Consider the following 20,278-nt stretch of genomic DNA (forward strand, 5'->3'; position numbering starts at 1 on the left):
CCCTCCGACCCGTTCCCCCATCTATTCATCCGCCCAAAGAGACCAGAAAGAGAAAGACAGAAGATGAGTGCAATCGTTGACATCGTCGGCCGCGAAATTCTCGACAGCCGAGGCAACCCCACCGTCGAGTGCGACGTGCTGCTCGAATCGGGCACCATGGGCCGCGCGGCCGTGCCCTCGGGCGCATCGACCGGTTCGCGCGAGGCCATCGAGCTGCGCGACGGCGACAAGAGCCGCTACCTCGGCAAGGGCGTGCTCAAGGCCGTGGAGAACATCAACACCGAGATCTCGGAAGCCGTGCTGGGCCTCGACGCCAGCGAACAGGCCTTCCTCGATCGCACGATGATCGACCTCGACGGCACCGACAACAAGGGCCGCCTGGGCGCCAACGCCACCCTCGCCGTCTCGATGGCCGTGGCCCGCGCCGCGGCCGAAGAGTCGGGCCTGCCGCTGTACCGCTACTTCGGCGGCATGGGCGGCATGCAGCTGCCGGTGCCGATGATGAACGTCATCAACGGCGGCGCGCACGCCAACAACAGCCTCGACCTGCAGGAATTCATGATCATCCCCGTGGGCGCCAAGAGCTTCCGCGAGGCCGTGCGCTACGGCGCCGAGGTGTTCCATGCACTGAAGAAGATCCTGGGCGACCGCGGCATCAGCACGGCGGTGGGCGACGAAGGCGGCTTCGCTCCCAGCGTCGAGAGCCATGAAGCGGCCATCCAGCTGATCCTGGAAGCCATCGACAAGGCCGGCTACACCGCAGGCGAGCAGATCGCCCTGGGCCTGGACTGCGCGGCCAGCGAGTTCTACAAGGACGGCAAGTACGTGCTGTCGGGCGAAAACCTCTCGCTCACGGCCGAGAGCTGGACCGACATGCTCGCGACCTGGGTCGACAAGTACCCGATCATCAGCATCGAAGACGGCATGCACGAAGGCGACTGGGACGGCTGGAAGCACCTGACCGAACGCCTGGGCAAGCGCGTGCAGCTGGTGGGCGACGACCTGTTCGTCACCAACACCAAGATCCTGCAAGAGGGCATCGACAAGGGCATCGCCAACTCGATCCTGATCAAGATCAACCAAATCGGCACGCTCACCGAAACCTTCGCCGCCATCGAGATGGCCAAGCGCGCGGGCTACACGGCAGTCATCTCGCACCGTTCGGGCGAGACCGAGGACAGCACCATCGCCGACATCGCCGTGGGCACCAACGCCGGCCAGATCAAGACCGGCTCGCTGTCGCGTTCGGACCGCATCGCCAAGTACAACCAGCTGCTGCGCATCGAAGAAGACCTCGGCGACATCGCCGTCTACCCCGGCCGCGGCGCGTTCTACAACCTGAAGTAACGCCCGGACGCCACGCTGCATGCGCGCCCGCTTCGTTCCTCCCATCGTCCTGCTGCTCCTGCTGGCCATCCTGCAGTGGCAGCTGTGGAACGGGCGCGGCAGCGTGCGCGACGTGGCGCAGTTGCGCACCAAGCTGGCCGACCAGAAGGAAGCCAACGCCAAGGCCACGTTGACCAACGAGCGCCTGAGCTCGGAGGTCAACGACCTGAAGGACGGCCTAGAGATGGTCGAGGAGCGCGCGCGTGCCGAACTCGGCATGGTCAAGCCGAACGAAGTGTTCGTACAAATCGCGCACTAGGATGACCCCCAGTCTTCGCGCACTTCGTGTCGCTTCGCCAACCCCCTTCCAGGGGGCGACACCGGCGGCCCGGCAAAGCCGGTTCCGCGGTGTCCCACGAACAGACCGCGACGGTGCCCTCCGGGGGCGAATCTGATCCTTGAGCTCCTCTCGGCCCCTGCATTCCTGCTCTGGGGCTCTCCCGTCAGCTGGCTCGAACTCGTAGCGTCGACGCTGGCCCTCGCCATGGTCGGCTGCAACATGCGCGAGATCCACTGGGGGTGGCCGCTGGCCATCGTCAGTTCGCTGCTCTACGTTGCGGTGTTTGCCAAGGCGCGCATCTACGGCGACGCCTCGCTCCAGGTCTTCTTCGCGCTCGTCGCCTTCTGGGGCTGGGCGCAGTGGCTGCGCGGCCACCGGGCCGACGGCAGCGCCTTGCGGGTCAGCCGGCTCTCGCCGCGCGGCGTCGCGCTCACGCTGGCCGCCTGCGCGCTTGCATGGCCGGCTGTCGCCCTCTTCCTGCATCGTTTCACCGACACCGACGTGCCCTGGTGGGACGGCTTCGCCACGGGCCTGAGCCTGGTCGGGCAGTTCCTGCTCGGGCGAAAGTTCATCGAGAACTGGTTGATCTGGCTGGCCGTGAATGTCGTGAGCGTGGGCCTGTTCATCCACAAGGGGCTTTGGCTCACCGTGGGCCTGTATGCGGTGTTCGCGGTGCTCAGCGTGGCCGGCTACATCGCGTGGCGGCAGCGCATGCCCACCGCAAAGGCAGTGCACGCATGACGCCCGTGCTGCCGACCGGCTGCGTCATCGCCCTCGTGGGCGCCGAGAGCACCGGCAAGACCGAACTGGCGCGCGCCATCGCGCAGCGCCTGCGGGACCGCGACGTGCCAGTCACGCTGGTGAGCGAATACCTGCGCGAATGGTGCGAGCGTGAAGGCCGCACGCCACGCCCCGACGAACAGCAGGCCATCGCCGACGAGCAGACCCGCCGCATCGAAGTCGCCGCCGTCTCCGGCGTGGTGGTGGCCGACACCACCGCGCTCATGACCGCGGTCTACAGCGAACAGCTGTTCGCCGACACCTCGCTCTACGACAGCGCCCTGGCCGCACAGCGGCGCTATGCGATCACGCTGCTCACCGCGCTCGACCTGCCCTGGGTGGCCGACGACATGCGTGACGGCCCGCATGCCCGGCAGCCGACCGACACGCTGGTGCGCGCCGCGCTCACGAGCGCGAAGCTCTCGTATGCCGTGGTGCACGGCACGGGCGGAGAGCGGCTCGCCAACGCCTGGAATGCCATCGTGTCGATTGCGGGCAACGAGGGCCGCCCCCGCACGCGCGCCCGGTCTGACGCGAAGCCCGCCTCATGGTCATGGCCCTGCGAGAAATGCTCCGACCCCGAGTGCGAACATAAGCTCTTCAGCGACCTGATCGCGCGCCGCGAGTAGCGCGCCCTTCCCTCCTTCCCCCGCCGGAGACCCGATGCCCCTTTCGACCGTCGCGCGCGTCACCACGCTTCTTCTTCCCGGTGCCCTGGCCGCCCTGCTGATCGCCGGCCCGGTCCACGCAGCCCCTGTCGCCGCCACCGTCGAGAACGGCACCACCGCCACAGCCTGCGCCGAGGAAGACAACGTCTCGCTGACCCTGCGCGGCGAAGGCATCCGCCGCATGCGCATCGAGGCGCTGCAGCCCGACTACCTCGACAAGATCGGCAACGACGTCACCGCACCCGACTTCTCCGGCTGCAACTTCGATGGCGGCGCGCACCCGACCGATCCGGCCTACCGCTTCCGCAAGCGCACCGTGGTGCTGATGGACAACGCCCAGTGGCGCATCGTCGGCATGACGCTGCCGAGCTTCTGGCGGCCGCAGCGCGTTCCCGTGCGGGTGGGCAAGCGCAAGGACAGCGGCTTTCACCTGCTGCAGGTGTTCAGGAAGGAGAACGGCAAGGCGCTCGAAGCCATCGTGCTCTATCCGTCCGACGGCTACTGGCGCATCAAGCCGCTGCCCGAGGCGCGCTTCGGCGACGGCGTGTACGGCTCGTCGTTCCTGCTCGGCCCGGTCGAGGCGGCCGGGCGGCCGGTGGTGAACATCGCGTCGATCCGCATCGTGCCCCGGCCGCTGGCCATCCATGTGCGCTTCGCCGATGGTGGCAACGCCGCGGTGCGGGTGGACGAAATCAGCCGCGTGCGCACCGCGCTCGACGTGACGCTGTCGAAGCCCACCGCAAGCGCACAGCCCTTTGCGGTGCTGCGCTCGATGTACGTCACGCCCGACAACGCCGACGTGAGCGAAGTGCGCTGGCAGGCATCGCCGCAGGCCGCGCAGCAGGTGCTGCCGCTGCCGGAGGTGAAGAGCCTTCAGGCCACGCAGGTGCGCTTCGGCCGCAGCCTGCCGTCGAAGCACAACACCAGCGCGCCGGACATCGCTTTCAGTGCGTTCGACGACAACGGCACCCGCTGAGCTGGCCAGCCCGCGCGAGCGGCTTCTTGCTTGCTCTTACTGGACGACCGGGCTACCCGGAATCTGGTCGCCCAGCGGCTTGAACAGCTGCGCGGCATCGACCGCGTCGAAGCGGTACTGCTTGCCGCAGAAGTCGCAGCCCACCTCGATGTCGCCGCGCTCGGCGAGGATGCCCTCGGCCTCCTCCACGCCCAGCCCGCGGATCATCTGCGCCACGCGCTCCCGCCCGCAGGTGCAGGCGAAGTGCGGGCCCAGCAGGCCGGCCTGCGGCTCGAAGCGCAGCAGCTTCTCTTCCCAGAACAGGCGGCGCAGGATGGTTTCGACATCGAGCGTCAGCAGCTCGTCGCGCGTCAGGCTCGACGCGAGGATCGAGATGCGGTTGTAGTCCTCGTTGCGGCCGATCTGGTCTTCGTTGGCCTGGTCGTGGTCCTTGTCGGACGTGCCTTCGAGGTTGCCCTCGCCCTTCACCGGCAGGCGCTGGATCAGCAGGCCCGCGGCCACCTTGTCGTCGGCCGCGAGCACCAGCGTGGTGTCGAGCTGCTCGCTCTGCAGCATGTAGTGCTGCAGCACGTCGCTGAGCTTGCCGAGCTTCTCGCCGTCGTCGCCGAAGAGCGGCACCACGCCCTGGTAAGGGGTGACGCCCGGCAGTTTGTCTTTGGGGTCGAGCGTGATCGCGCAGCGGCCCTTGTTGTTGACGTTGACCATGTCGGGCAGGCGCGCATCGGCCGGCAGGTCGCCGATCACCTTGGCGGTCGCGCGCAGGCTCAGGTCGGGCTTGGCCTCGGCCACCGCGACCTTGACGGGGCCGTCGCCGAAGATCTGCAGGATCAGCGCGCCGTTGAACTTGATGTTGGCCTGCATCAGCGTGGCTGCCGCTGTCATCTCGCCGAGCAGTTCGGCCACGGGCGGCGGATAGGCGCCGGTGGCGGTGTTGGAGGCGCGCCGCGCGAGGATCTCCTGCCACGCATCCGTCAGGCGCACGATCATGCCGCGCACCGGCAGGCCATCGAACAGGAATTTGTGCAGCTCGCTCAAAACATTGGTCCTCTCTCAATAAAACAGTCTTCGCGCGGAATACCGCGGAACCGGCTTTGCCGGGCCGCCGGTATTGCCCCCTGCAAGGGGGTTGGCGGCCACACGAAGTGGGCAAGCCTGGGGGTTAGCCAATTTTCTTCAGGCCTTTGGCGAAGCGGCGGGCGTTCGCCACGTAGTTCTCCGCGCCCTGGCGCAGCTTGGCGGCCGCCTCGTCGTCGAGGGTGCGCACCACCTTGGCCGGCGAACCCATGATGAGCGAGTTGTCGGGAAACTCCTTGCCCTCGGTCACGACGCTGCCGGCGCCAACGATCGAATTGCGGCCGATCCTCGCGTTATTCAAGACCACGGCCTGGATGCCGATCAGGGTGTTGTCGCCGATGGTGCAGCCGTGCAGCATCACCTGGTGGCCGACGGTGACGTTGTCGCCGACGGTGAGCGGGCAGCCGATGTCGGCGTGCAGCACCGACAGGTCCTGGATGTTGCTGTTGCGCCCGATGCTCAGCGTCTCGGTGTCGCCGCGCAGCACGGCGCCGAACCACACGTTGGCGTTGTCCGCCAGCCTGACGTTGCCCATGACCTCCGCGCTGTCGGCCACCCATGCACCTTCGCCCACCTGGGGGGCCACACCGTCGAGTTCGTAGAGCGCCATTGTTTGCAGTCCCTGCAAGGTCAAAACCTAGAATTGTAGGGATGCACCCCCGATTGAGCGCGCTGGCCGCGCTGCGCCTGACAGACCCCGATGAAAAGGTGGCTGCAACGCGCGCCATCTCTTTGCATGGCGCTACCGATTCCATAGCAACCGAGCCGATCCGCACTCCAGGCGACGACCTGGGCGTGCCCGGCCGCCCGGAGCGGCCGCTGCGCGTGGCCGCCACCGCCGTGCAGAAGCGCTCGCCGTTCACCACCGAGGGACGCGCCGCGCTGATCCATTCGATCTGCCACATCGAGTTCAACGCGATCAACCTCGCGCTCGACGCCGTGTGGCGCTACGACGGCATGCCCGAGGCCTACTACCGCGACTGGCTGCGCGTGGCCGACGAAGAGGCGCTGCACTTCACGCTGCTGCATTCGCACCTGCAGGACATGGGCTGGCGCTATGGTGACTTCCCCGGCCACGACGGCCTGTGGAACATGTGCGAGAAGACGAAGGACGACGTGCTCGCCCGCATGGCGCTGGTGCCACGCACGCTGGAGGCGCGCGGGCTCGACGCCACGCCGCTCATCCAGGGCAAGCTCAAGCGCGTGAACACGCCCGATGCGCTGCGCGCGGTGGAGATCCTCGACATCATCCTGCGCGACGAAGTGGGCCACGTCGCCATCGGCAATCACTGGTACCGCTGGCTGTGCGATGGCGCGGGCCTCGATGCGGAGGCCACCTACCCCACGCTGGTCGCGCGCTATGACGCGCCGCGCCACAAGCCGCCTTTCAACCTCGAGGCACGCAGCCGGGCGGGCTTCAGCCCCGAAGAGCTTCGTGCGCTGACCGACTCCCGCCCCGAATGACCACCGTAGTTTCCGACCAGACCTGGTCGCGCCCCGACCTGCTCGCCTGCCTGCAGGACCGCAAGGGCAACGAGCCCCTGCATTTCGAGCGCTGCAATTTCGACGAGGCCGACCTGTCGCGTCTCGACCTGCGCGGCGCGCAGTTCACGCTGTGCAACTTCGCCGAGACCTCGTTCGACCGCACGCTGCTGTCGGACACCCGCTGGGCCGGATGCAGGGCGCGCCAGGCCGACTTCGGCCTCGCGGACCTGACGAACGCACGCTTCCAGGACAGCGACCTGAACAACACGCAATGGGCGCGCGCCAAGCTGGCCTCGGCGTTCTTCAGCGGCGTGAAGCTCACCGGCGCGCACTTCGGCGAAGTGTCGGCGCTGGGCATCGGCTTCAAGGACTCGCTGCTGGTCGACGCGCGCCTGCGCGGCATGTCGTTTCGCAAGCAGAAGCTCGAACAGCTCGACTTCTCCGAGGCCGACCTGTCCGGCTGCGATTTCCGCGAGGCGGTGTTCGAAGGCGGCAGCCTGCGCAACGCGCACCTGAAGCTCGCGCGCTTCGAAGACGCCGATTTGCGAGAAGTCGATCTGGGAGGGCTTCGGCTCGCGAACGCAGCGCAGTTCAAGGGCGCCACCATCTCGCACCGGCAGGCCGCCTCGCTGGTGGAGGAACTGGGCCTGCGCGTGGTCTGAACGCGGCTCAGGCCGATGCGGGCCTAGCGTGCACCACCAGCTTCGGCGAAAAGTCCTGAAGCACCTCGCCGCGCTGGTTGAGCGTCCGGCAGTGCATCGTCACCATCGCGCGGCCGGGCTTCGAGCGCGAGGGCACGATTGCAATCACCTCGCCCTCCACATGCAGCACGTCGCCAGGCCGCGTCGGCCGGGGCCATTGCAGCTCGCCGCCCGAGCCGATGATGCCGTCGGCCAACGGAATGCCGCTTTCGACCAGCAGCTTCATCGTGAGCGCGGCCGTGTGCCAGCCGCTCGCGGCAAGGCCGCCGAAGAAGGTGTTCTTCGCGGCTTCCTCGTCGGTGTGGAAAGGCTGCGGATCGAACTGCTGCGCGAAGGCCTTGATCTGCGCCACATCCAGCGCGTGCTCGGCGCTCCGGAAGCGATCGCCGACCTTCAGGTCTTCGAGATACAGCTTGGCCATGGGGTCTCCTTTGTTGTGGCAACCGTCATTCTCGGGCGCTCCGGCGTTCAGACGCGCTCGAGGATGGTCGCGATGCCCTGCCCTCCGCCGATGCACTGCGTGGCCAGCGCATAGCGGCCCTTCTCGCGCACCAGCAACGAGGCCGCCTTGCCGGTGATGCGCGCGCCGGTCGCGCCCAGCGGGTGGCCGATCGAAAGTCCGCCGCCGTCGAGGTTGACCTTGGCCGGATCGAGCCCGAGGTCGCGGATGCAGGCCAGCGCCTGCGAGGAGAAAGCCTCGTTGATCTCGATCACGTCGAGGTCGGCCACGCTCAGGCCGGCGCGCGCAAGCGCCTTGCGGGTCGCGGGAATCGGGCCGATGCCCATGATCGCCGGGTCGACGCCCACGGTCGCGAAGGATCTGATGCGTGCCAGCGCCTGCAGGCCGTGCTTCGCCGCGAAGGCGTCGCTGGTGACGAGCACCGCGGCGGCGCCATCGGTCAACGGCGACGAAGTGCCGGCAGTGACCACGCCGTCGGGGCGGAACGCGGGCTTGAGGTTCGCAAGCGCCTCGGCCGAAGTCGAGGGCCGGATGCAGCCATCGGCATCGATCACATCGCCGGAGGCAAGGCGCACGGGCACGATCTCGCCTGCCAGCCGCCCCTGCTCGCGCGCTTGGGCCGCCTTGCGGTGCGATTCCACCGCCAGGGCTTCCTGGTCGGTACGGCTCACGTTCCAGCGCTGCGCCACGTTCTCGGCGGTCTCGCCCATCGAGATGTAGGCGTCGGTGTTCTCCTTGAGCTCCGGGCTTGGCGAGAAGTTGAAGCCGCCCTGCGGCACCATCGTCATCGACTCCACGCCCACGCACAGGAAGGCGTCGCCCATGCCCGCCTCGATCTGCGCGGCAGCGATGTGCACGGCCTGCATCGACGAGCCGCAGAAGCGGTTCACCGTCATGCCGCCCACCTCGTGCGGAAGGCCGGCCAGCAGCCCGACGATGCGCGCGAGGTTGTTGCCCTGGGAGGCTTCCGGGTAGGCGCAGCCGAGGATGACGTCCTCGAGCAGCGCGGGATCGAGGTCGGTGCGTTGCAGCAGGCCGCGCACCACGCCGGCGGCGAGCGTGTCGGGCCGCACTTCGGCGAGCGCGCCTTTCTTCGCGAAATGGAACGGGGAACGGGCGTAGGCGGAAATGACGGCTTTCATGGGATGTGCTCCAGCAGTTTGACTACCATCCAATCGGTAGGCTTCAAGGTCAAAAAAATAGGCACACCGGAGCGTGCCTGCGTCAGGCCGGGCGATCAGCCAGGCAGTGAACTCCTGAGTTGCGCGACGGCTTCGTCGAAGTCGTCCACGCGCCCTGTCATGCGCGCCGAGAGCAGCGCGCCCTGGCAGACCGAAAACACATACGCGGCCAGCGAGGCGACCGAGGCGCCCTTCTTCCGCTCGGGCATCAATGCGCCCAGCACGCCGGTGAGCCACGTCACCTGCGTGTTGCGCAGCTCCTGCACGGCCTGGCGCAACTCGTCGTTGATGACACCCCAGCCGGGCGCCAGCGCCCCGGCAGGACACATGCCCGAGCCTGCCCTGAGCGTGTTGCGGTACATGCGGAAATACGATTCGAGCGCGTCCTTCGGTTCGCGCGCCCGGGCGGCGTCCCAGTCCTTGAAGCCCTGCGTGGCCGCGCGGATCACCGCGACGCCCAGCGCCTCCTTGGTCGGGAAGTGGTGATACAGGCTGGCCTTGCGCACGCCGACCGCGTCGGCCACGTCCTGGAAACTGAAGCCCAGGTAGGAGCGCGTTTCGATGAAGCCGCGCGCCACCGCGAGGATCTGCTCGCGGGTACTGCCTGTGGCAAGGGCTGTGGCGTTGGTCATCTACCTACTATAAGGTAGGGAAAATCAAACCACAAGCCGAGGTGTCATGAAGGCGTCAGTCAGCCTTGATGCCCGCCGCCTTGACGATGCGCCCGTTGCTCTCGAACTCGCTGGCGATCTCCTTCGCGAACGCGGCCGGGGTGCCGCCGGTCGGTACGTTGTCGGTGGCCGTGAGCTTGGCGCGCAGCTCGGGGCTGGCCAGCGCCTTGTTGATCTCGGCGTTGTACTTCGCGACCAGTGCAGCCGGCGTGGCCGCGGGCGCGAACACGCCGAAGAGCGAATTGATGTTGGCTGCCCTGTAGCCCAGTTCGCCCAGCGTGGGCACCTGCGGCAGGCTCTCGAGGCGCGCGGGCGCACCCACCGCCAGCGGACGCAGCTTGCCCGACTGGATGTGCGATGAGAGCGTCGGGCTCGCATTGGTCGAGAGGATCTCGAACTGCCCGCCGATCGCATCGTTGAGCTGCTGACCACCGCCCTTGTAGGGCACGTGCGTGATGTCGACGCCCGCGGCCGCGCGCAGCTGCTCCAGCACGATGTGGCCGAGCGACGCCGGCCCCGAGGTCGCCCAGCGCACCGCGCCCGGATGCGCCTTGGCATCGTCGATCAGCGCCTTGAAGTCCTTGGCCTTGCTCGCCGGCGTGGCGATCAGCAGCACGGGCGAATACATCACGCTCGCCACCGGCGCCACGTCCTTCAGCGGATCGAAGGGCAGCTTGCCCAGGTGCGGGCTCAGCACCAGCGGGCTGATGGCCGAGAAGCCCAGCGTCGCGCCATCGGGCGCAGCCTTGGCGACGGCATCCATGCCGATGGCACCGCTCGCGCCGGCACGGTTGTCCACGATCACCGTGATGCCCATCTGCGCGGCCAGCCGGTCGCCCAGTGCGCGGGCGACCACGTCGCTCACGCCACCCGCCGGGTAGGCGACGATGAGGCGCACGGTCTTTGGCACCGCCTGCGCGAAAGCGCCGGAAGCGGCGCACAGCGCTGCAGCGGCAAGGAGTCGGGTCGCCGTGCGGCGCGAGGGCTTCGAGGAAGCGAGGAAATTCATGTCGTCTGCGTACGTGATTGATTGCGTCAGTCCAGCTGCAGCTTGCGCTCCTTGATCAGCCTGGACCACTTCTCATTGTCCGCCCTCACGAAGGCCGCGAACTCGACCGGGCCGAGCGAATGCACCTCGGCGCCGGCCGTCGCGAACTTGGCCTTGATCTCGGGCTGCGCCAGCGCCTTTGCGAGCTCGCCGGAGAGCCGCTCGACAACATCCTTCGGCATGTTGGCCGGCCCCACGAGTCCCTGGAAGCCGACCGATTCCATGCCCGCAAGCCCCAGCTCCTTCACCGTCGGCACGTCAGGCAACTGCGGGTCGCGCACCGGGCCGGTCACCGCCAGCGCCTTGAGCTTGCCGCCCTTCACCTGCGGCAGCAGCACGCTGCCCGCGTCGATGAGGATCTGCGTCTGCCCGCCGATCAGGTCCTGCACCGCAGGCGCGCTGCCCTTGTACGGCACATGGGTCATGTCGAGCCCCGTGACCTGGTTCATCAGCTCGCCGTTCAGGTGCGTCGAGGTGCCGTTGCCGCCCGAGGCGAAGTTGACCTTGCCCGGCTGGCCCTTGGCCCAGGCAACGAACTCCTTCAAGTTCTTCGCCGGATGGTCGGGCCGCGTCACCGCGATATAGCTGCCCTGGCTGATCTGCCCAATGTAGGTGAACTGCCTGATCGGGTCGTACGGCGGCTTGCTCTGCAGGTACGGTGCGATGGCGAACGGCCCGGTGTTGGCCAGCAGCAGCGTGTAGCCGTCGGCGGGTTGGCGCGTGAGCTCGGTGGCCGCGATCATGCCGCTCGCGCCGGGCTTGTAGTCGACCACCAGCTGCTGCTTGAGCGCCTCCTGCAGCGGCACCTGCACCGTGCGCGCCGCGAAGTCGATGCCGCCGCCGGGCGGATAGCCGACGATCAGGCGGATCGGCTTGGCAGCCGGAAAGCCCTGCGCGAACGCGGCACTGCCTGTGGCCAGCAGTGCGGCCGCGAGCAGGGTCGCCATCTTCTTTTTCATGAATCGTGTCTCCTCGTTTTTGGAAAGAACCGCGCGCCCTCAACCGCGCGGGTGGTGCTGCGCATGCAGCTGCTTCAGGCGCTCGCGCGCCACGTGCGTGTAGATCGTCGTCGTGGAGATGTCGGCATGCCCCAGCAGCAGCTGCACCGCGCGCAAATCGACGCCGTGGTTCAGCAGGTGGGTGGCGAAGGCATGGCGCAGCGTGTGCGGCGACAGCGGCACATGGATGCCCGCCGCGGTCGCGTGCTTCTTCACGATGATCCAGAACATCACGCGGGTCATGCCCGCGCCGCGCGCGGTCACGAACAGGTCGGGCGTCTGCTGCCCGGCGAGGATCTCGGGGCGCGATTCCTCCAGGTAGCGCTCGATCCAGCGCCGCGCCTCGCCGCCGAAGGGCACGAGCCGCTCCTTGTTGCCCTTGCCGAGCACGCGCAGCACGCCGTCGTTCAGGCTCATGTCGGTGGCCTTGAGCGCCACCAGCTCGCTCACGCGCAGGCCGCTCGCGTACATCAGCTCCAGCATCGCCCGGTCGCGCAGGCCGAGCGGCGATTCAACGTCGGGTGCGCCCAGCAGATCGTCGACCTGCTTTTCCGACAGCGTCTTGATGGCACGCGGCATCTGCCTCGCGGGCATGAGCCGGATACTCGGATCGGCCGCGACGCGGCGCTCGCGCAGCGCCCATCGGTAGTAGCGCTTGAACACGGTGAGCCTGCGGTTGGCCGACGTGGCCTTGCCCTTGGAGGACAGGCGCGCGCCCATGTAGGCCTGCAGGTCCGTCTCCCTGGCGGTGTCGAGCCCGGCGCCGTCGCGCTGCGCATGCAGCCACTGCGCGAACAATGCGAGATCGCGGCGATAGGCGGCCAGCGTGTTCTTCGACAACCCGTCCTCGAGCCACAGGGCATCGATGAAATCGTCGATGCCGGGTGTCTGCGCGGATGCTTGTGCTTTTGTCTTCGGGGCGGCCTCGGTCATGCCTTGCAAGATAGCAAAAAGAAAAAGCCGCCCGGCACGCGGGCGGCTTCCCTGGTGCGAGGAAGAGCCCTCAGTCGAGCTTCAGGTTCTGCTTCTTCACGACCTGCTTGTACACGTCGTACTCGGCCTTGATCTGCGCGGCGAACTGGTCGGGCGTGTTGGCCACGATCAGCGAGCCGGTGTCCTCGATGCGCTTGCGCACCGCGGGCTCTTCCACGGCCTTCTTCACGCCCGCGCTGATCTTCTCGACCACTTCCTTCGGCAGGCCCTTCGGACCGAGGATGCCGTAGTAGGCCATGCGGTTCACCGGCTCCAGGCCCACTTCCTTGAAGGTGGGCACGTTGGGCAGCGCGGCCAGGCGCTGCGGCGCCGACACCACGATGGGGATCAGACGGCCGCTCTGGATGAAGGGCATCGCCGAGGGGATGTTGTCGAACATGATCGGCACCTGGCCGGCCACCACGTCGTTCAGCGCCGGGCCCGCGCCGCGGTACGGGATGTGCGTGACGAAGGTGTTGGTCAGGCTCTTGTAGAGCTCCATCAGCAGGTGGCCGATGCCGCCCGTGCCCGACGATGCGTACGAATACTTGCCGGGGTTCTTCTTCAGCTCGGCCACGAACTCGGCGTAGTTCTTCGCCGGGAAGCTCGGGTTGACCGCGATGATGTTCGGCGTGGCCGCGATGTTGATGATCGGCGTGAAGTCGTTGATCGGGTCGTACGGCGTCTTCGGGTTGATGGCCGGGTTGGCCGCCGTGCTCGAGACCGTGGCAATGCCGAGCTTGTAGCCGTCGGGCGTGGCGCGTGCCGTTTCGGCCGCACCCACGATGCCGCCGCCGCCTGCACGGTTGATCACCACCACGGGCTGGCCCAGCACCTTGCCCAGCGGATCGGAGATCACGCGCGCCACGATGTCCGTCGTGCCGCCCGGTGCGAACGGAACGCTCAGTTCGACGGGCTTGTTGGGATAACCCTGCGCAAAGCTCTGACCCGCGACCATGACCAGTGCCGTGGCTCCCACCATCGCGCCCCATTGACGACGTTGCATCGAAAACTCCTTATTTGATCTGACTCGACCGATGTCGAAAAACGAAGCACGGATGCTAGCGGCTCGGGGGCGTTCTTCGTGCTCTGGATTACCCATGGTCAAGCGGGTTTATCCTCGAAGCGGTGAATTACGCGCAGCTGCTCTTCCCCGACTTCTCCCTCATTGCCATCGGCTGGCTCCTTTGCCGCTACACCGCCCTCGACCGCCGCGTGTGGGACCAGGTCGAGAGCCTGGTTTACTACTTTCTCTTTCCGGTGCTGCTGTTCCACTCGATCGTGCGCAGCCCGCTCGATTTCGGTGCGACGTCCAGCCTGCTCGCTGCGGGCGTCGGCGTAGGCGCCTGCGGCATCGCGATGGCCTACGCCCTGCCCTTCCTGCCCGGCATCGGCTCGCACATCGACCGCCGCGACCATGCGGCCAGCGCCCAGGTCGCGTTCCGCTTCAACTCGTTCATCTGCCTCGCGCTGGCCGAGCGGCTGGCGGGGTCGGAGGGGCTGCTGCTGATCGCCGTGCTGATCGGCGTCTGCGTGCCCATCTTCAACATCGCAGCCGTGTGGCCGATGACGCGCCACGCGCAGACCGGGTTCGTGCGGCAGCTGGTGCGCAACCCTCTGATCGTCGCGACCGTGGCGGGCCTGCTGGCGAACGTGCTGGGCCTGAGCGTGCCCACATGGGCGACGCCGACGCTCACGCGCATCGGGGCCGCATCGCTGGCGCTGGGGCTGCTGGCAGCAGGGGCGGGAATGAAGTTCTCCACGCTGGGCACGGGCAAGATGCTGGCGGTGTCGATACTGGCCATCCGCCACCTGATCCTCCCGCTGGTCGCGTGGGGGCTGGCGCTGGCGCTGCGGCTGGACGCGATGCAGGCCTCGGTGCTGATGGCCTTCTCGGCCGTGCCCACCGCGTCGAGCGCGTACGTGCTCGCGGCGCGCATGGGCTACAACGGGCCGTATGTGGCGGGGCTTGTGACGCTGTCGACCTTGCTGGGGGTTTTGAGCCTGCCGTTTGCGCTGGCGCTGCCGCGGTGAGGCTTGCCTGTCGGATCAGCGCCGCAGCAGTGCGGGCAATGCAGAGGCCAGCAAGGCCACCCCGGAAGCAGTCAGCAACCCGAGCACTACCTTCCGGAACGCCGCTTCGCTGATCCCGATATAGAGCCGGGCCCCCAGCAACACCGGCACCGCGACGGCCAGCGCGACGAGCCCCAGCAACGGCACCACGGCGCGCCCGATGCTCCCGCTGAAAACATGAATGGCGAACGCCACCATCAGCATCGAGAGATTGAAGTTCTGGATCACCGCGCGCTGCGTGTCGCGCTGGAATCCGCGCAGCGTGCACCACAACGTGGGAATGGTCCCCGAGAACCCTCCGATGCCCGCCATCGCTCCGCCGATGGCGCCGGCCACTGCGTCAGCCGCGCGCCCGCCGAACTCGACCTTCGGCAGGTGCTGCGACATCAGCATCGCCGGGCACCAAAGCACCAGCAGCACGCCGAGACACAGCTTGAAGACGACAAGATCGAGATGCGGCAGCAGCCACACGCCGAACGGCACCCCGACCAGCCCGCCGAGCACGAAGGGCCAGAGAACGCTTTTATCGAACGAGCGCCGCACGGTGACCGCGGCAATCACCTGCCCCGTCAGCGCGCCGAACAGCGCAAGCACCGCGGCGAGTTGCGGCTCCAGCGTCCACGCCCAAACCGACATCGCAACCAGCCCGAACGCAAAGCCGGACAGGCCCTGCACGAAACCCGCCAGCACCGCGCCGGCGATCACATAGACATACAAGGCTTGCATGCGGTCGATGATATCGACCGCACTTCAGCAGAACGGGGACTCAGGCCGAAGCAGGCACCACGAGCGCCGTGCGCCGCACGCGACGCACGTTGAACGCACTGGCGATCAGCACGCCCTGCACCAGCGCCAGCCCGACGATCACGCTCGTGTACTGCCCGTGGTCCATCAACCGCCCGAACACCAGCGGCGCCAGGGCCTGCCCGATGTCGAGCCCCGCGTACACCACGCCGTAGACGCGCCCGGTCGCATTGGGCGGCGTCGACTTCTTCACCAGCAGGTCGCGCGAAGGCCCCGCGACGCCCGAGACGAAGCCCATGGCGCCGAAGAGCACCGGCACCACGATCGGCGGGAAGTCCGCGAAGGCCAGCGCGAGAGCCAGTGCAGCCGCGATGCCGAAGCCGATGCCCACGATGCGCTCGCAACGCGACGGATCGGACGCCAGGAAGCCCCCCACCACCATGCCCGCGGCACTCGCCACCATGTAGACCGTGAGGCACACCGCCACCAGAGCGACCGGCACCGCATGCAGGTGCCCCGCGGCCACCGGCGCGAAGGTCTGCACCACGCTGATCACCACGGCATAGAAGAAGAAGAAACCGAAGCACATCCACACGGCCGGGATGCGCAGGAAGTCGAACTCGCCGCCGGAATGCGCATGCTCGCCCTGCCCCGTGGCCTTGTGCACGGCCGCAGCGTCGAGCGACAGCACGCTGCGGTAGATCCACAGCACCAGCAGCACCAGCAGGGCCACGGCCCCCGCCGAAGCCAGCGCCACGCGCCACGAGAAGGCGATGGCGATCGGCACCACGAAGGCCGGCGCGAGCGCCCAGCCCAGGCTGCCGGTGATGCCGTGCACGCTGTAGGCGTGGCCCAGGCGCGTCGGCGCGACCTTGCGGTTGAACAGCGTGTAGTCGACCGGGTGGAACACGCCGTTGCCGATGCCGCCGACCACCGCGCACAGCAGCAGCATCCAGTAGCTCTGCGCCATGGCATAGCCGAATGCCGCGAGCCCCAGCGCCCCGAGCCCGACGAACAGCACCGGCCGCGGGCCCAGCTTGTCCACGATGAAGCCCGAGGCCGCCTGCACGATGCACGAGACCACGAAGAACACGGTGAGCACCGCGCCCAGTTCCACGTAGCTCACGTTGAACGCGTCCTTCAGCCACGGGAACAACGGCGCCAGGATGAGCTGGCTGAAGTGGCTGACGGCATGGGCCAGGCCGACCAGTCCGATCAGCTTGGCGTCGGTGCGCAGGGTTGGCGTGGGAGAGGAAGAAGCAGCGCTCGTGGGCGAGGTTGAGGACATGGATTGCTACAAAAAAACGGGGCAGGCACCGATGCTATGCGTCGGGGAAGCGGCAGAATGGCGATACAGCGACAACATTTGTCGAAACCATGCCAAGCGCCGTTTCTTCCACATCCAGAAGCGCCGTGGCCGCCAAACTGCGCGGCGCGGCCGCCCCGATCAACAGCGTCGCATCCCTCACGCCGCACCTCTACGCCCCCGACGCGGTGCGTCCGCTGCGCGCCAAGGAGCACTTCCTGAGCGCCGACACGCTGGTCGAGCTGCACGAGCATCCGTGGCCGCAGCTCACCTTCTCCACGCGCGGCGTGATCCGCCTGAGCACGCAGGACGGCAGCTACATCGTGCCGCCCTCGCGCGCGCTCTGGGTGCCGGCCAACATGCCGCACAGCATCACGCTGATAGAAGACGCGGAGCTGCGCACCGTCTACCTGCACGCCTGGATCTCGCCCTCGTGGGAGAAATGCGAGGTGCTCGAAATCAGCCCCCTGCTGCGCGCGCTGATGCTGGCGCTCGACACCACGCCCGACGGCCTGCCGCCGGCCGACGCGCATGCGCCGCAGCGCGAGCGCATGATCGCGCCGCTGCTGGTCGACGAGCTGGAGCGCGCCACGCAGATCCGCATCGACGTGCCGCTGCCCACCGACAAGCGCCTGCGCCAGCTCTGCGAGACGCTGCTGCGCAACCCGGCCGACCGCGCCACGCTCGCCGAGCGCGCCGCCGCCATCGGCGCCAGCGAGCGCACGGTGGCACGCCTGTTCCGCGACCAGCTCGGCATGAGCTGGCAGCAATGGCGCCAGCAGGCCGTGATGGCCCATGCGCTGCCGCTGCTGGCGCGCGGCATGGCCGTGAGCCAGGTGGCCGCCGCCAGCGGCTACGCCACCGACAGCGCCTTCTGCGCGATGTTCAAGGCCGCCACCGGCCGCTCGCCCACCTCGTTCCAGCACCGCAAGCGGCCCGCGCCCTCCTGACACGTCGGGGCATGGGCGGGTGCTTCACGACGCTCTGGCAAGATCGGCGGCCGACAACACCATGCACTCACCGATCTCCCTGAACGCGGCGCCCGGCGCCAGGCCGCCCACGTGGACCGCCGACATCTGGCTTCGCGTGCGCCGCCATTTCCTGCTGAAGGCGGTCGGCACCACGGTCTTCACCTGGCTGTTCTTCATCGGCTACTTCCACCTGCTGCGCAACCCGTCGTTCCCGATCGTCGTCATGCCGCTGACGCCGCTGGACCACCTGATCCCGTTCCAGGCCTTTCTGCTGGGCCCGTACCTCTCGCTCTGGGTGTACGTGGGCATCGCGCCGGGGCTGCAGCTCACCTTCCGCGAACTGGTGGTCTACGGGCTGTGGATCGGGGGGCTTTGCATCACCGGGCTGGGCATCTTCTACTTCTGGCCGACCCAGATACCTCCTTTGGCCATCGACGTCTCCGGCTACCCGGGCTTCGCGATGCTGCAAGGCGTCGACGCTGCGGGCAATGCCTGCCCCTCGATGCACGTGGCGGTGGCCATCTTCACCGCCATCCGCATCGAGGACGTGCTGCGCGAGGCCCGCACGCCTGCCCTGTGGCGCGTGCTCAACTGGACCTGGTTCGCCGCCATCGCCTATTCGACGCTGGCGGTCAAGCAGCACGTGGCGCTCGATGTCGCGGCCGGCGCACTGCTGGGTATGGCGTTCGCGCTACCCTCGCTGCGCTGGCGGCCGGGTGGGCGTTTGCGAGGGGATTCCCCTCAGGTTGGAGCGGATATCATCCGTCCTCACTGACCACACTCACCACTGGCCGACGAGGAAGGGATCGATTGATTCAACAGGACCGCACTGGGCGGCGATCGATCGGCGGCACACGACGACAGGCATTGCACGATGAGTTCGCTGAAGGAATTGCAGGACCTGATCCACGAGAAGTACGGCATCGAACCGTCGAAGCTCGACCCACACGCCTCGATGCGTGAAACCGGCGGACTCGATTCGCTGGCCCTCGCCGAGTTTCTGTTCGCCATCGAAGACCATTTCGGCATCACCATGCCCGACGAGGACGCGAACATCGACACCCTGGCCGAACTCGCGCAGCTGGTCGACAAGGTCAGGGCCGCGAAAGCCGCGTGAACCACGAAGTCGCCGTCACCGGGCTGGGCGTCGTCGCACCGCATGGCGACGAGCCCGGTGCACTGTTCCAGGCCCTGCTGCAGGGCCGCTCGGCCATACAGCCCGTCTTTGCCGACCTGCCCAAGCCAGCCGCAGCGGCCACCGTGGCCTTCGATGAAACCCGCTGGTTCACCAAGCTGCAGCTCGCCGGTGTCGACCGCGTGAGCCAGCTGGCCGTGGCTGCCGCCGATCTGGCGATGCGCGACGCGGGCCTTGCCGCCTCCGATGCCGACCCCGAGCGCGTCGGCGTCTTCTCCGGCTGCGGCATGGGCGGTGCGGCGGCGCTCGAGGCGGCCTATCGAGGCAACGGCCGCGTCTCGCCGCTCACCATTCCCGCATTCATGCCCAATGCGCCGGCCGCCCACGTGGCGATGCGCCAGGGCGTGAAGGGCCCGGTGCTCACCTATTCGGTCGCCTGCGCTTCTTCTTCGGCCGCGATCGCCGAGGCGGCCAAGGCCGTGCAGCGCGGCGAGGTCGACTTCGCCATCGCCGGCGGCAGCGAAGCGCTGATCGTTCCCGGCGTGGTGGTCGCATGGCAGGCGATGCAGACGCTGGCCAGCTTCCAGCCCGGGGAAGCAGCCGGCGCGGTGCGGCCCTTCGCCACCGACCGCAGCGGCTTCGTGCTCGGCGAGGGGGCGGCCTTCCTGGTCCTCGAATCGGCCGAACGCGCACGTGCGCGCGGAGCCCGCAGCTACGCCACGCTGGCCGGCTGGGGCCTGAGCAGCGACGCCACCCATCTCACCAAGCCCGACGCCCCGGGCCAGGCCCGCGCGCTGCGCGCTGCACTGCGCCAGGCCGGCCTGCAGCCGCGCGACGTGGGCTACTGCAACGCGCACGGCACGGCCACGCGCATCGGCGACGTGGTCGAGCGCAATGCGCTGGCCGAGGTGTGGGGCGACGAGCTCGATTCGCTGCGCGTGAGTTCGACCAAGGCGCTGCATGGCCACATGCTGGGCGCGGCGGGCGCCATCGAGGCGCTCGTCACCGTGCTGGCGCTGAACCAGCGGCAACTGCCGCCCAACGCGAACTGCCGCGAGGTCGATCCCGACTGCAGGCTGAACCTCGTGACGCAGGACGACACGGCTGCACCGTCGCTCGAAGCCGCCGTCAGCAACTCGTTCGCCTTCGGCGGCACGAACTCGGTACTGCTCTTCCGCCGCGCCTAGGCGGCCAGCGCCTCCTGCGGCGGCTCTGCTGCCGCGCGCAGCCAAGCCACGAAAGCGCTGACCAGCGGATCGTCCGTGCGGCTCGGCGCCACGAACACGCTATAGCCCCGGCTCGAAGGCGCCCGATGCGGACAGGCCAGCACCAGTTCGCCGGAGCGCAGTTCGCGCTCGACGAAGTATTC

Annotated in this window: 23 protein-coding genes and 1 pseudogene; 12 read left to right on the forward strand and 12 right to left on the reverse strand. The window is 68.0% G+C overall.

Annotated features, from left to right (window positions below):
* Window positions 1–63 precede the first annotated feature (63 nt).
* The 5 genes from eno to EJO71_RS28045 all read left to right on the forward strand — a co-directional run bounded on the left by eno (window position 64) and on the right by EJO71_RS28045 (window position 4,090).
* The gene (gene eno / locus EJO71_RS28020; RefSeq protein ID WP_125951808.1) at window positions 64–1,347 is read left to right on the forward strand and encodes a phosphopyruvate hydratase; all 1,284 of its coding nucleotides are present in this window, start codon (window positions 64–66) and stop codon (window positions 1,345–1,347) included.
* Window positions 1,348–1,366: 19 nt separating this feature from the next.
* On the forward strand, window positions 1,367–1,645 hold the full coding sequence (ftsB, locus tag EJO71_RS28025) for a cell division protein FtsB (protein WP_125951807.1): 279 nt from the start codon (window positions 1,367–1,369) through the stop codon (window positions 1,643–1,645).
* A gap of 135 nt (window positions 1,646–1,780) precedes the next feature.
* On the forward strand, window positions 1,781–2,407 hold the full coding sequence (pnuC, locus tag EJO71_RS28035) for a nicotinamide riboside transporter PnuC (protein ID WP_125951806.1): 627 nt from the start codon (window positions 1,781–1,783) through the stop codon (window positions 2,405–2,407).
* Window positions 2,404–3,075, forward strand: coding sequence for an ATP-binding protein (locus tag EJO71_RS28040; protein ID WP_125951805.1), 672 nt, complete (start codon window positions 2,404–2,406; stop codon window positions 3,073–3,075). Before pnuC ends, EJO71_RS28040 begins: the two co-directional genes overlap by 4 nt.
* 34 nt (window positions 3,076–3,109) lie before the next feature.
* Window positions 3,110–4,090, forward strand: a complete 981-nt coding sequence (locus EJO71_RS28045) for a hypothetical protein (protein WP_125951804.1) — start codon at window positions 3,110–3,112, stop codon at window positions 4,088–4,090.
* Between the two features lie 36 nt (window positions 4,091–4,126).
* On the opposite strand, the gene EJO71_RS28050 is transcribed toward EJO71_RS28045, so the two are convergent.
* Window positions 4,127–5,125, reverse strand: coding sequence for an Hsp33 family molecular chaperone HslO (locus EJO71_RS28050; RefSeq protein ID WP_125951803.1), 999 nt, complete (start codon window positions 5,123–5,125; stop codon window positions 4,127–4,129).
* A gap of 124 nt (window positions 5,126–5,249) precedes the next feature.
* Window positions 5,250–5,774, reverse strand: coding sequence for a gamma carbonic anhydrase family protein (locus tag EJO71_RS28055; RefSeq protein WP_125951802.1), 525 nt, complete (start codon window positions 5,772–5,774; stop codon window positions 5,250–5,252).
* A gap of 41 nt (window positions 5,775–5,815) precedes the next feature.
* Here EJO71_RS28055 and EJO71_RS28060 point away from each other — a divergent pair, with 41 nt between their 5' ends.
* Together EJO71_RS28060 and EJO71_RS28065 are read left to right on the forward strand one after the other, a co-directional pair.
* A complete protein-coding gene (locus EJO71_RS28060) occupies window positions 5,816–6,628 on the forward strand; it encodes a ferritin-like domain-containing protein (RefSeq protein ID WP_125951801.1) in 813 nt (270 codons plus the stop codon).
* Window positions 6,625–7,311: a pentapeptide repeat-containing protein gene (locus tag EJO71_RS28065; RefSeq protein WP_125951800.1), complete on the forward strand. Its 687-nt coding sequence runs from the start codon at window positions 6,625–6,627 to the stop codon at window positions 7,309–7,311. Before EJO71_RS28060 ends, EJO71_RS28065 begins: the two co-directional genes overlap by 4 nt.
* A 7-nt stretch (window positions 7,312–7,318) precedes the next feature.
* On the opposite strand, the gene EJO71_RS28070 is transcribed toward EJO71_RS28065, so the two are convergent.
* The 7 genes from EJO71_RS28070 to EJO71_RS28100 all read right to left on the reverse strand — a co-directional run bounded on the left by EJO71_RS28070 (window position 7,319) and on the right by EJO71_RS28100 (window position 13,686).
* The gene (locus EJO71_RS28070; RefSeq protein WP_125951799.1) at window positions 7,319–7,771 is read right to left on the reverse strand and encodes a MaoC family dehydratase; all 453 of its coding nucleotides are present in this window, start codon (window positions 7,769–7,771) and stop codon (window positions 7,319–7,321) included.
* Window positions 7,772–7,818: 47 nt separating this feature from the next.
* A complete protein-coding gene (locus EJO71_RS28075; RefSeq protein ID WP_125951798.1) occupies window positions 7,819–8,952 on the reverse strand; it encodes a thiolase family protein in 1,134 nt (377 codons plus the stop codon).
* 95 nt (window positions 8,953–9,047) lie between these two features.
* Complete coding sequence (locus EJO71_RS28080; RefSeq protein ID WP_125951797.1) at window positions 9,048–9,623, reverse strand: TetR/AcrR family transcriptional regulator; 576 nt, start codon at window positions 9,621–9,623, stop codon at window positions 9,048–9,050.
* A 55-nt stretch (window positions 9,624–9,678) separates the two neighbouring features.
* On the reverse strand, window positions 9,679–10,671 hold the full coding sequence (locus tag EJO71_RS28085; protein ID WP_125951796.1) for a tripartite tricarboxylate transporter substrate binding protein: 993 nt from the start codon (window positions 10,669–10,671) through the stop codon (window positions 9,679–9,681).
* 26 nt (window positions 10,672–10,697) lie between these two features.
* Window positions 10,698–11,669, reverse strand: coding sequence for a tripartite tricarboxylate transporter substrate binding protein (locus EJO71_RS28090; RefSeq protein WP_125951795.1), 972 nt, complete (start codon window positions 11,667–11,669; stop codon window positions 10,698–10,700).
* Window positions 11,670–11,708: 39 nt separating this feature from the next.
* A complete protein-coding gene (gene xerD / locus EJO71_RS28095; RefSeq protein ID WP_125951794.1) occupies window positions 11,709–12,641 on the reverse strand; it encodes a site-specific tyrosine recombinase XerD in 933 nt (310 codons plus the stop codon).
* A gap of 70 nt (window positions 12,642–12,711) precedes the next feature.
* A complete protein-coding gene (locus EJO71_RS28100) occupies window positions 12,712–13,686 on the reverse strand; it encodes a tripartite tricarboxylate transporter substrate binding protein BugE (protein ID WP_125951793.1) in 975 nt (324 codons plus the stop codon).
* A gap of 122 nt (window positions 13,687–13,808) precedes the next feature.
* On the opposite strand from EJO71_RS28100, the gene EJO71_RS28105 reads away from it, so the two are divergent.
* Window positions 13,809–14,714 (forward strand): AEC family transporter, encoded by a 906-nt coding sequence (locus tag EJO71_RS28105; protein ID WP_125951792.1) that lies wholly within the window; start codon window positions 13,809–13,811, stop codon window positions 14,712–14,714.
* 15 nt (window positions 14,715–14,729) lie between these two features.
* Here the strand turns inward: EJO71_RS28105 and EJO71_RS28110 are convergent, their stop codons facing one another.
* Window positions 14,730–15,479 carry a sulfite exporter TauE/SafE family protein gene (locus tag EJO71_RS28110; RefSeq protein ID WP_125951791.1) on the reverse strand — a complete coding sequence of 250 codons (750 nt, stop codon included), beginning with the start codon at window positions 15,477–15,479 and terminating at the stop codon, window positions 14,730–14,732.
* 40 nt (window positions 15,480–15,519) lie between these two features.
* Window positions 15,520–16,785 (reverse strand): MFS transporter, encoded by a 1,266-nt coding sequence (locus tag EJO71_RS28115; protein ID WP_125951790.1) that lies wholly within the window; start codon window positions 16,783–16,785, stop codon window positions 15,520–15,522.
* 125 nt (window positions 16,786–16,910) lie between these two features.
* On the opposite strand from EJO71_RS28115, the gene EJO71_RS28120 reads away from it, so the two are divergent.
* From EJO71_RS28120 to EJO71_RS28135, 4 genes are all read left to right on the forward strand, one after another.
* On the forward strand, window positions 16,911–17,753 hold the full coding sequence (locus tag EJO71_RS28120; protein ID WP_125951789.1) for a helix-turn-helix transcriptional regulator: 843 nt from the start codon (window positions 16,911–16,913) through the stop codon (window positions 17,751–17,753).
* Window positions 17,754–17,814: 61 nt separating this feature from the next.
* Window positions 17,815–18,549, forward strand: a complete 735-nt coding sequence (locus EJO71_RS28125; protein ID WP_125951788.1) for a phosphatase PAP2 family protein — start codon at window positions 17,815–17,817, stop codon at window positions 18,547–18,549.
* A gap of 99 nt (window positions 18,550–18,648) precedes the next feature.
* Entirely contained in the window at window positions 18,649–18,891 is a 243-nt protein-coding gene (locus EJO71_RS28130; protein WP_125951787.1) for an acyl carrier protein, read from the forward strand.
* Window positions 18,888–20,096: a beta-ketoacyl-[acyl-carrier-protein] synthase family protein gene (locus EJO71_RS28135; protein WP_125951786.1), complete on the forward strand. Its 1,209-nt coding sequence runs from the start codon at window positions 18,888–18,890 to the stop codon at window positions 20,094–20,096. The genes EJO71_RS28130 and EJO71_RS28135 overlap by 4 nt, the downstream gene beginning before the upstream one ends.
* Here EJO71_RS28135 and EJO71_RS28140 read toward each other — a convergent pair.
* A pseudogene (locus tag EJO71_RS28140) lies at window positions 20,093–20,278 on the reverse strand (LysR family transcriptional regulator); the annotation flags it as partial. The gene EJO71_RS28135 and the pseudogene EJO71_RS28140 sit on opposite strands and share 4 nt — an antisense overlap.

The organism is Variovorax sp. 679, from assembly GCF_003952185.1.
Taxonomy (GTDB): Bacteria; Pseudomonadota; Gammaproteobacteria; order Burkholderiales; family Burkholderiaceae_C; genus Variovorax.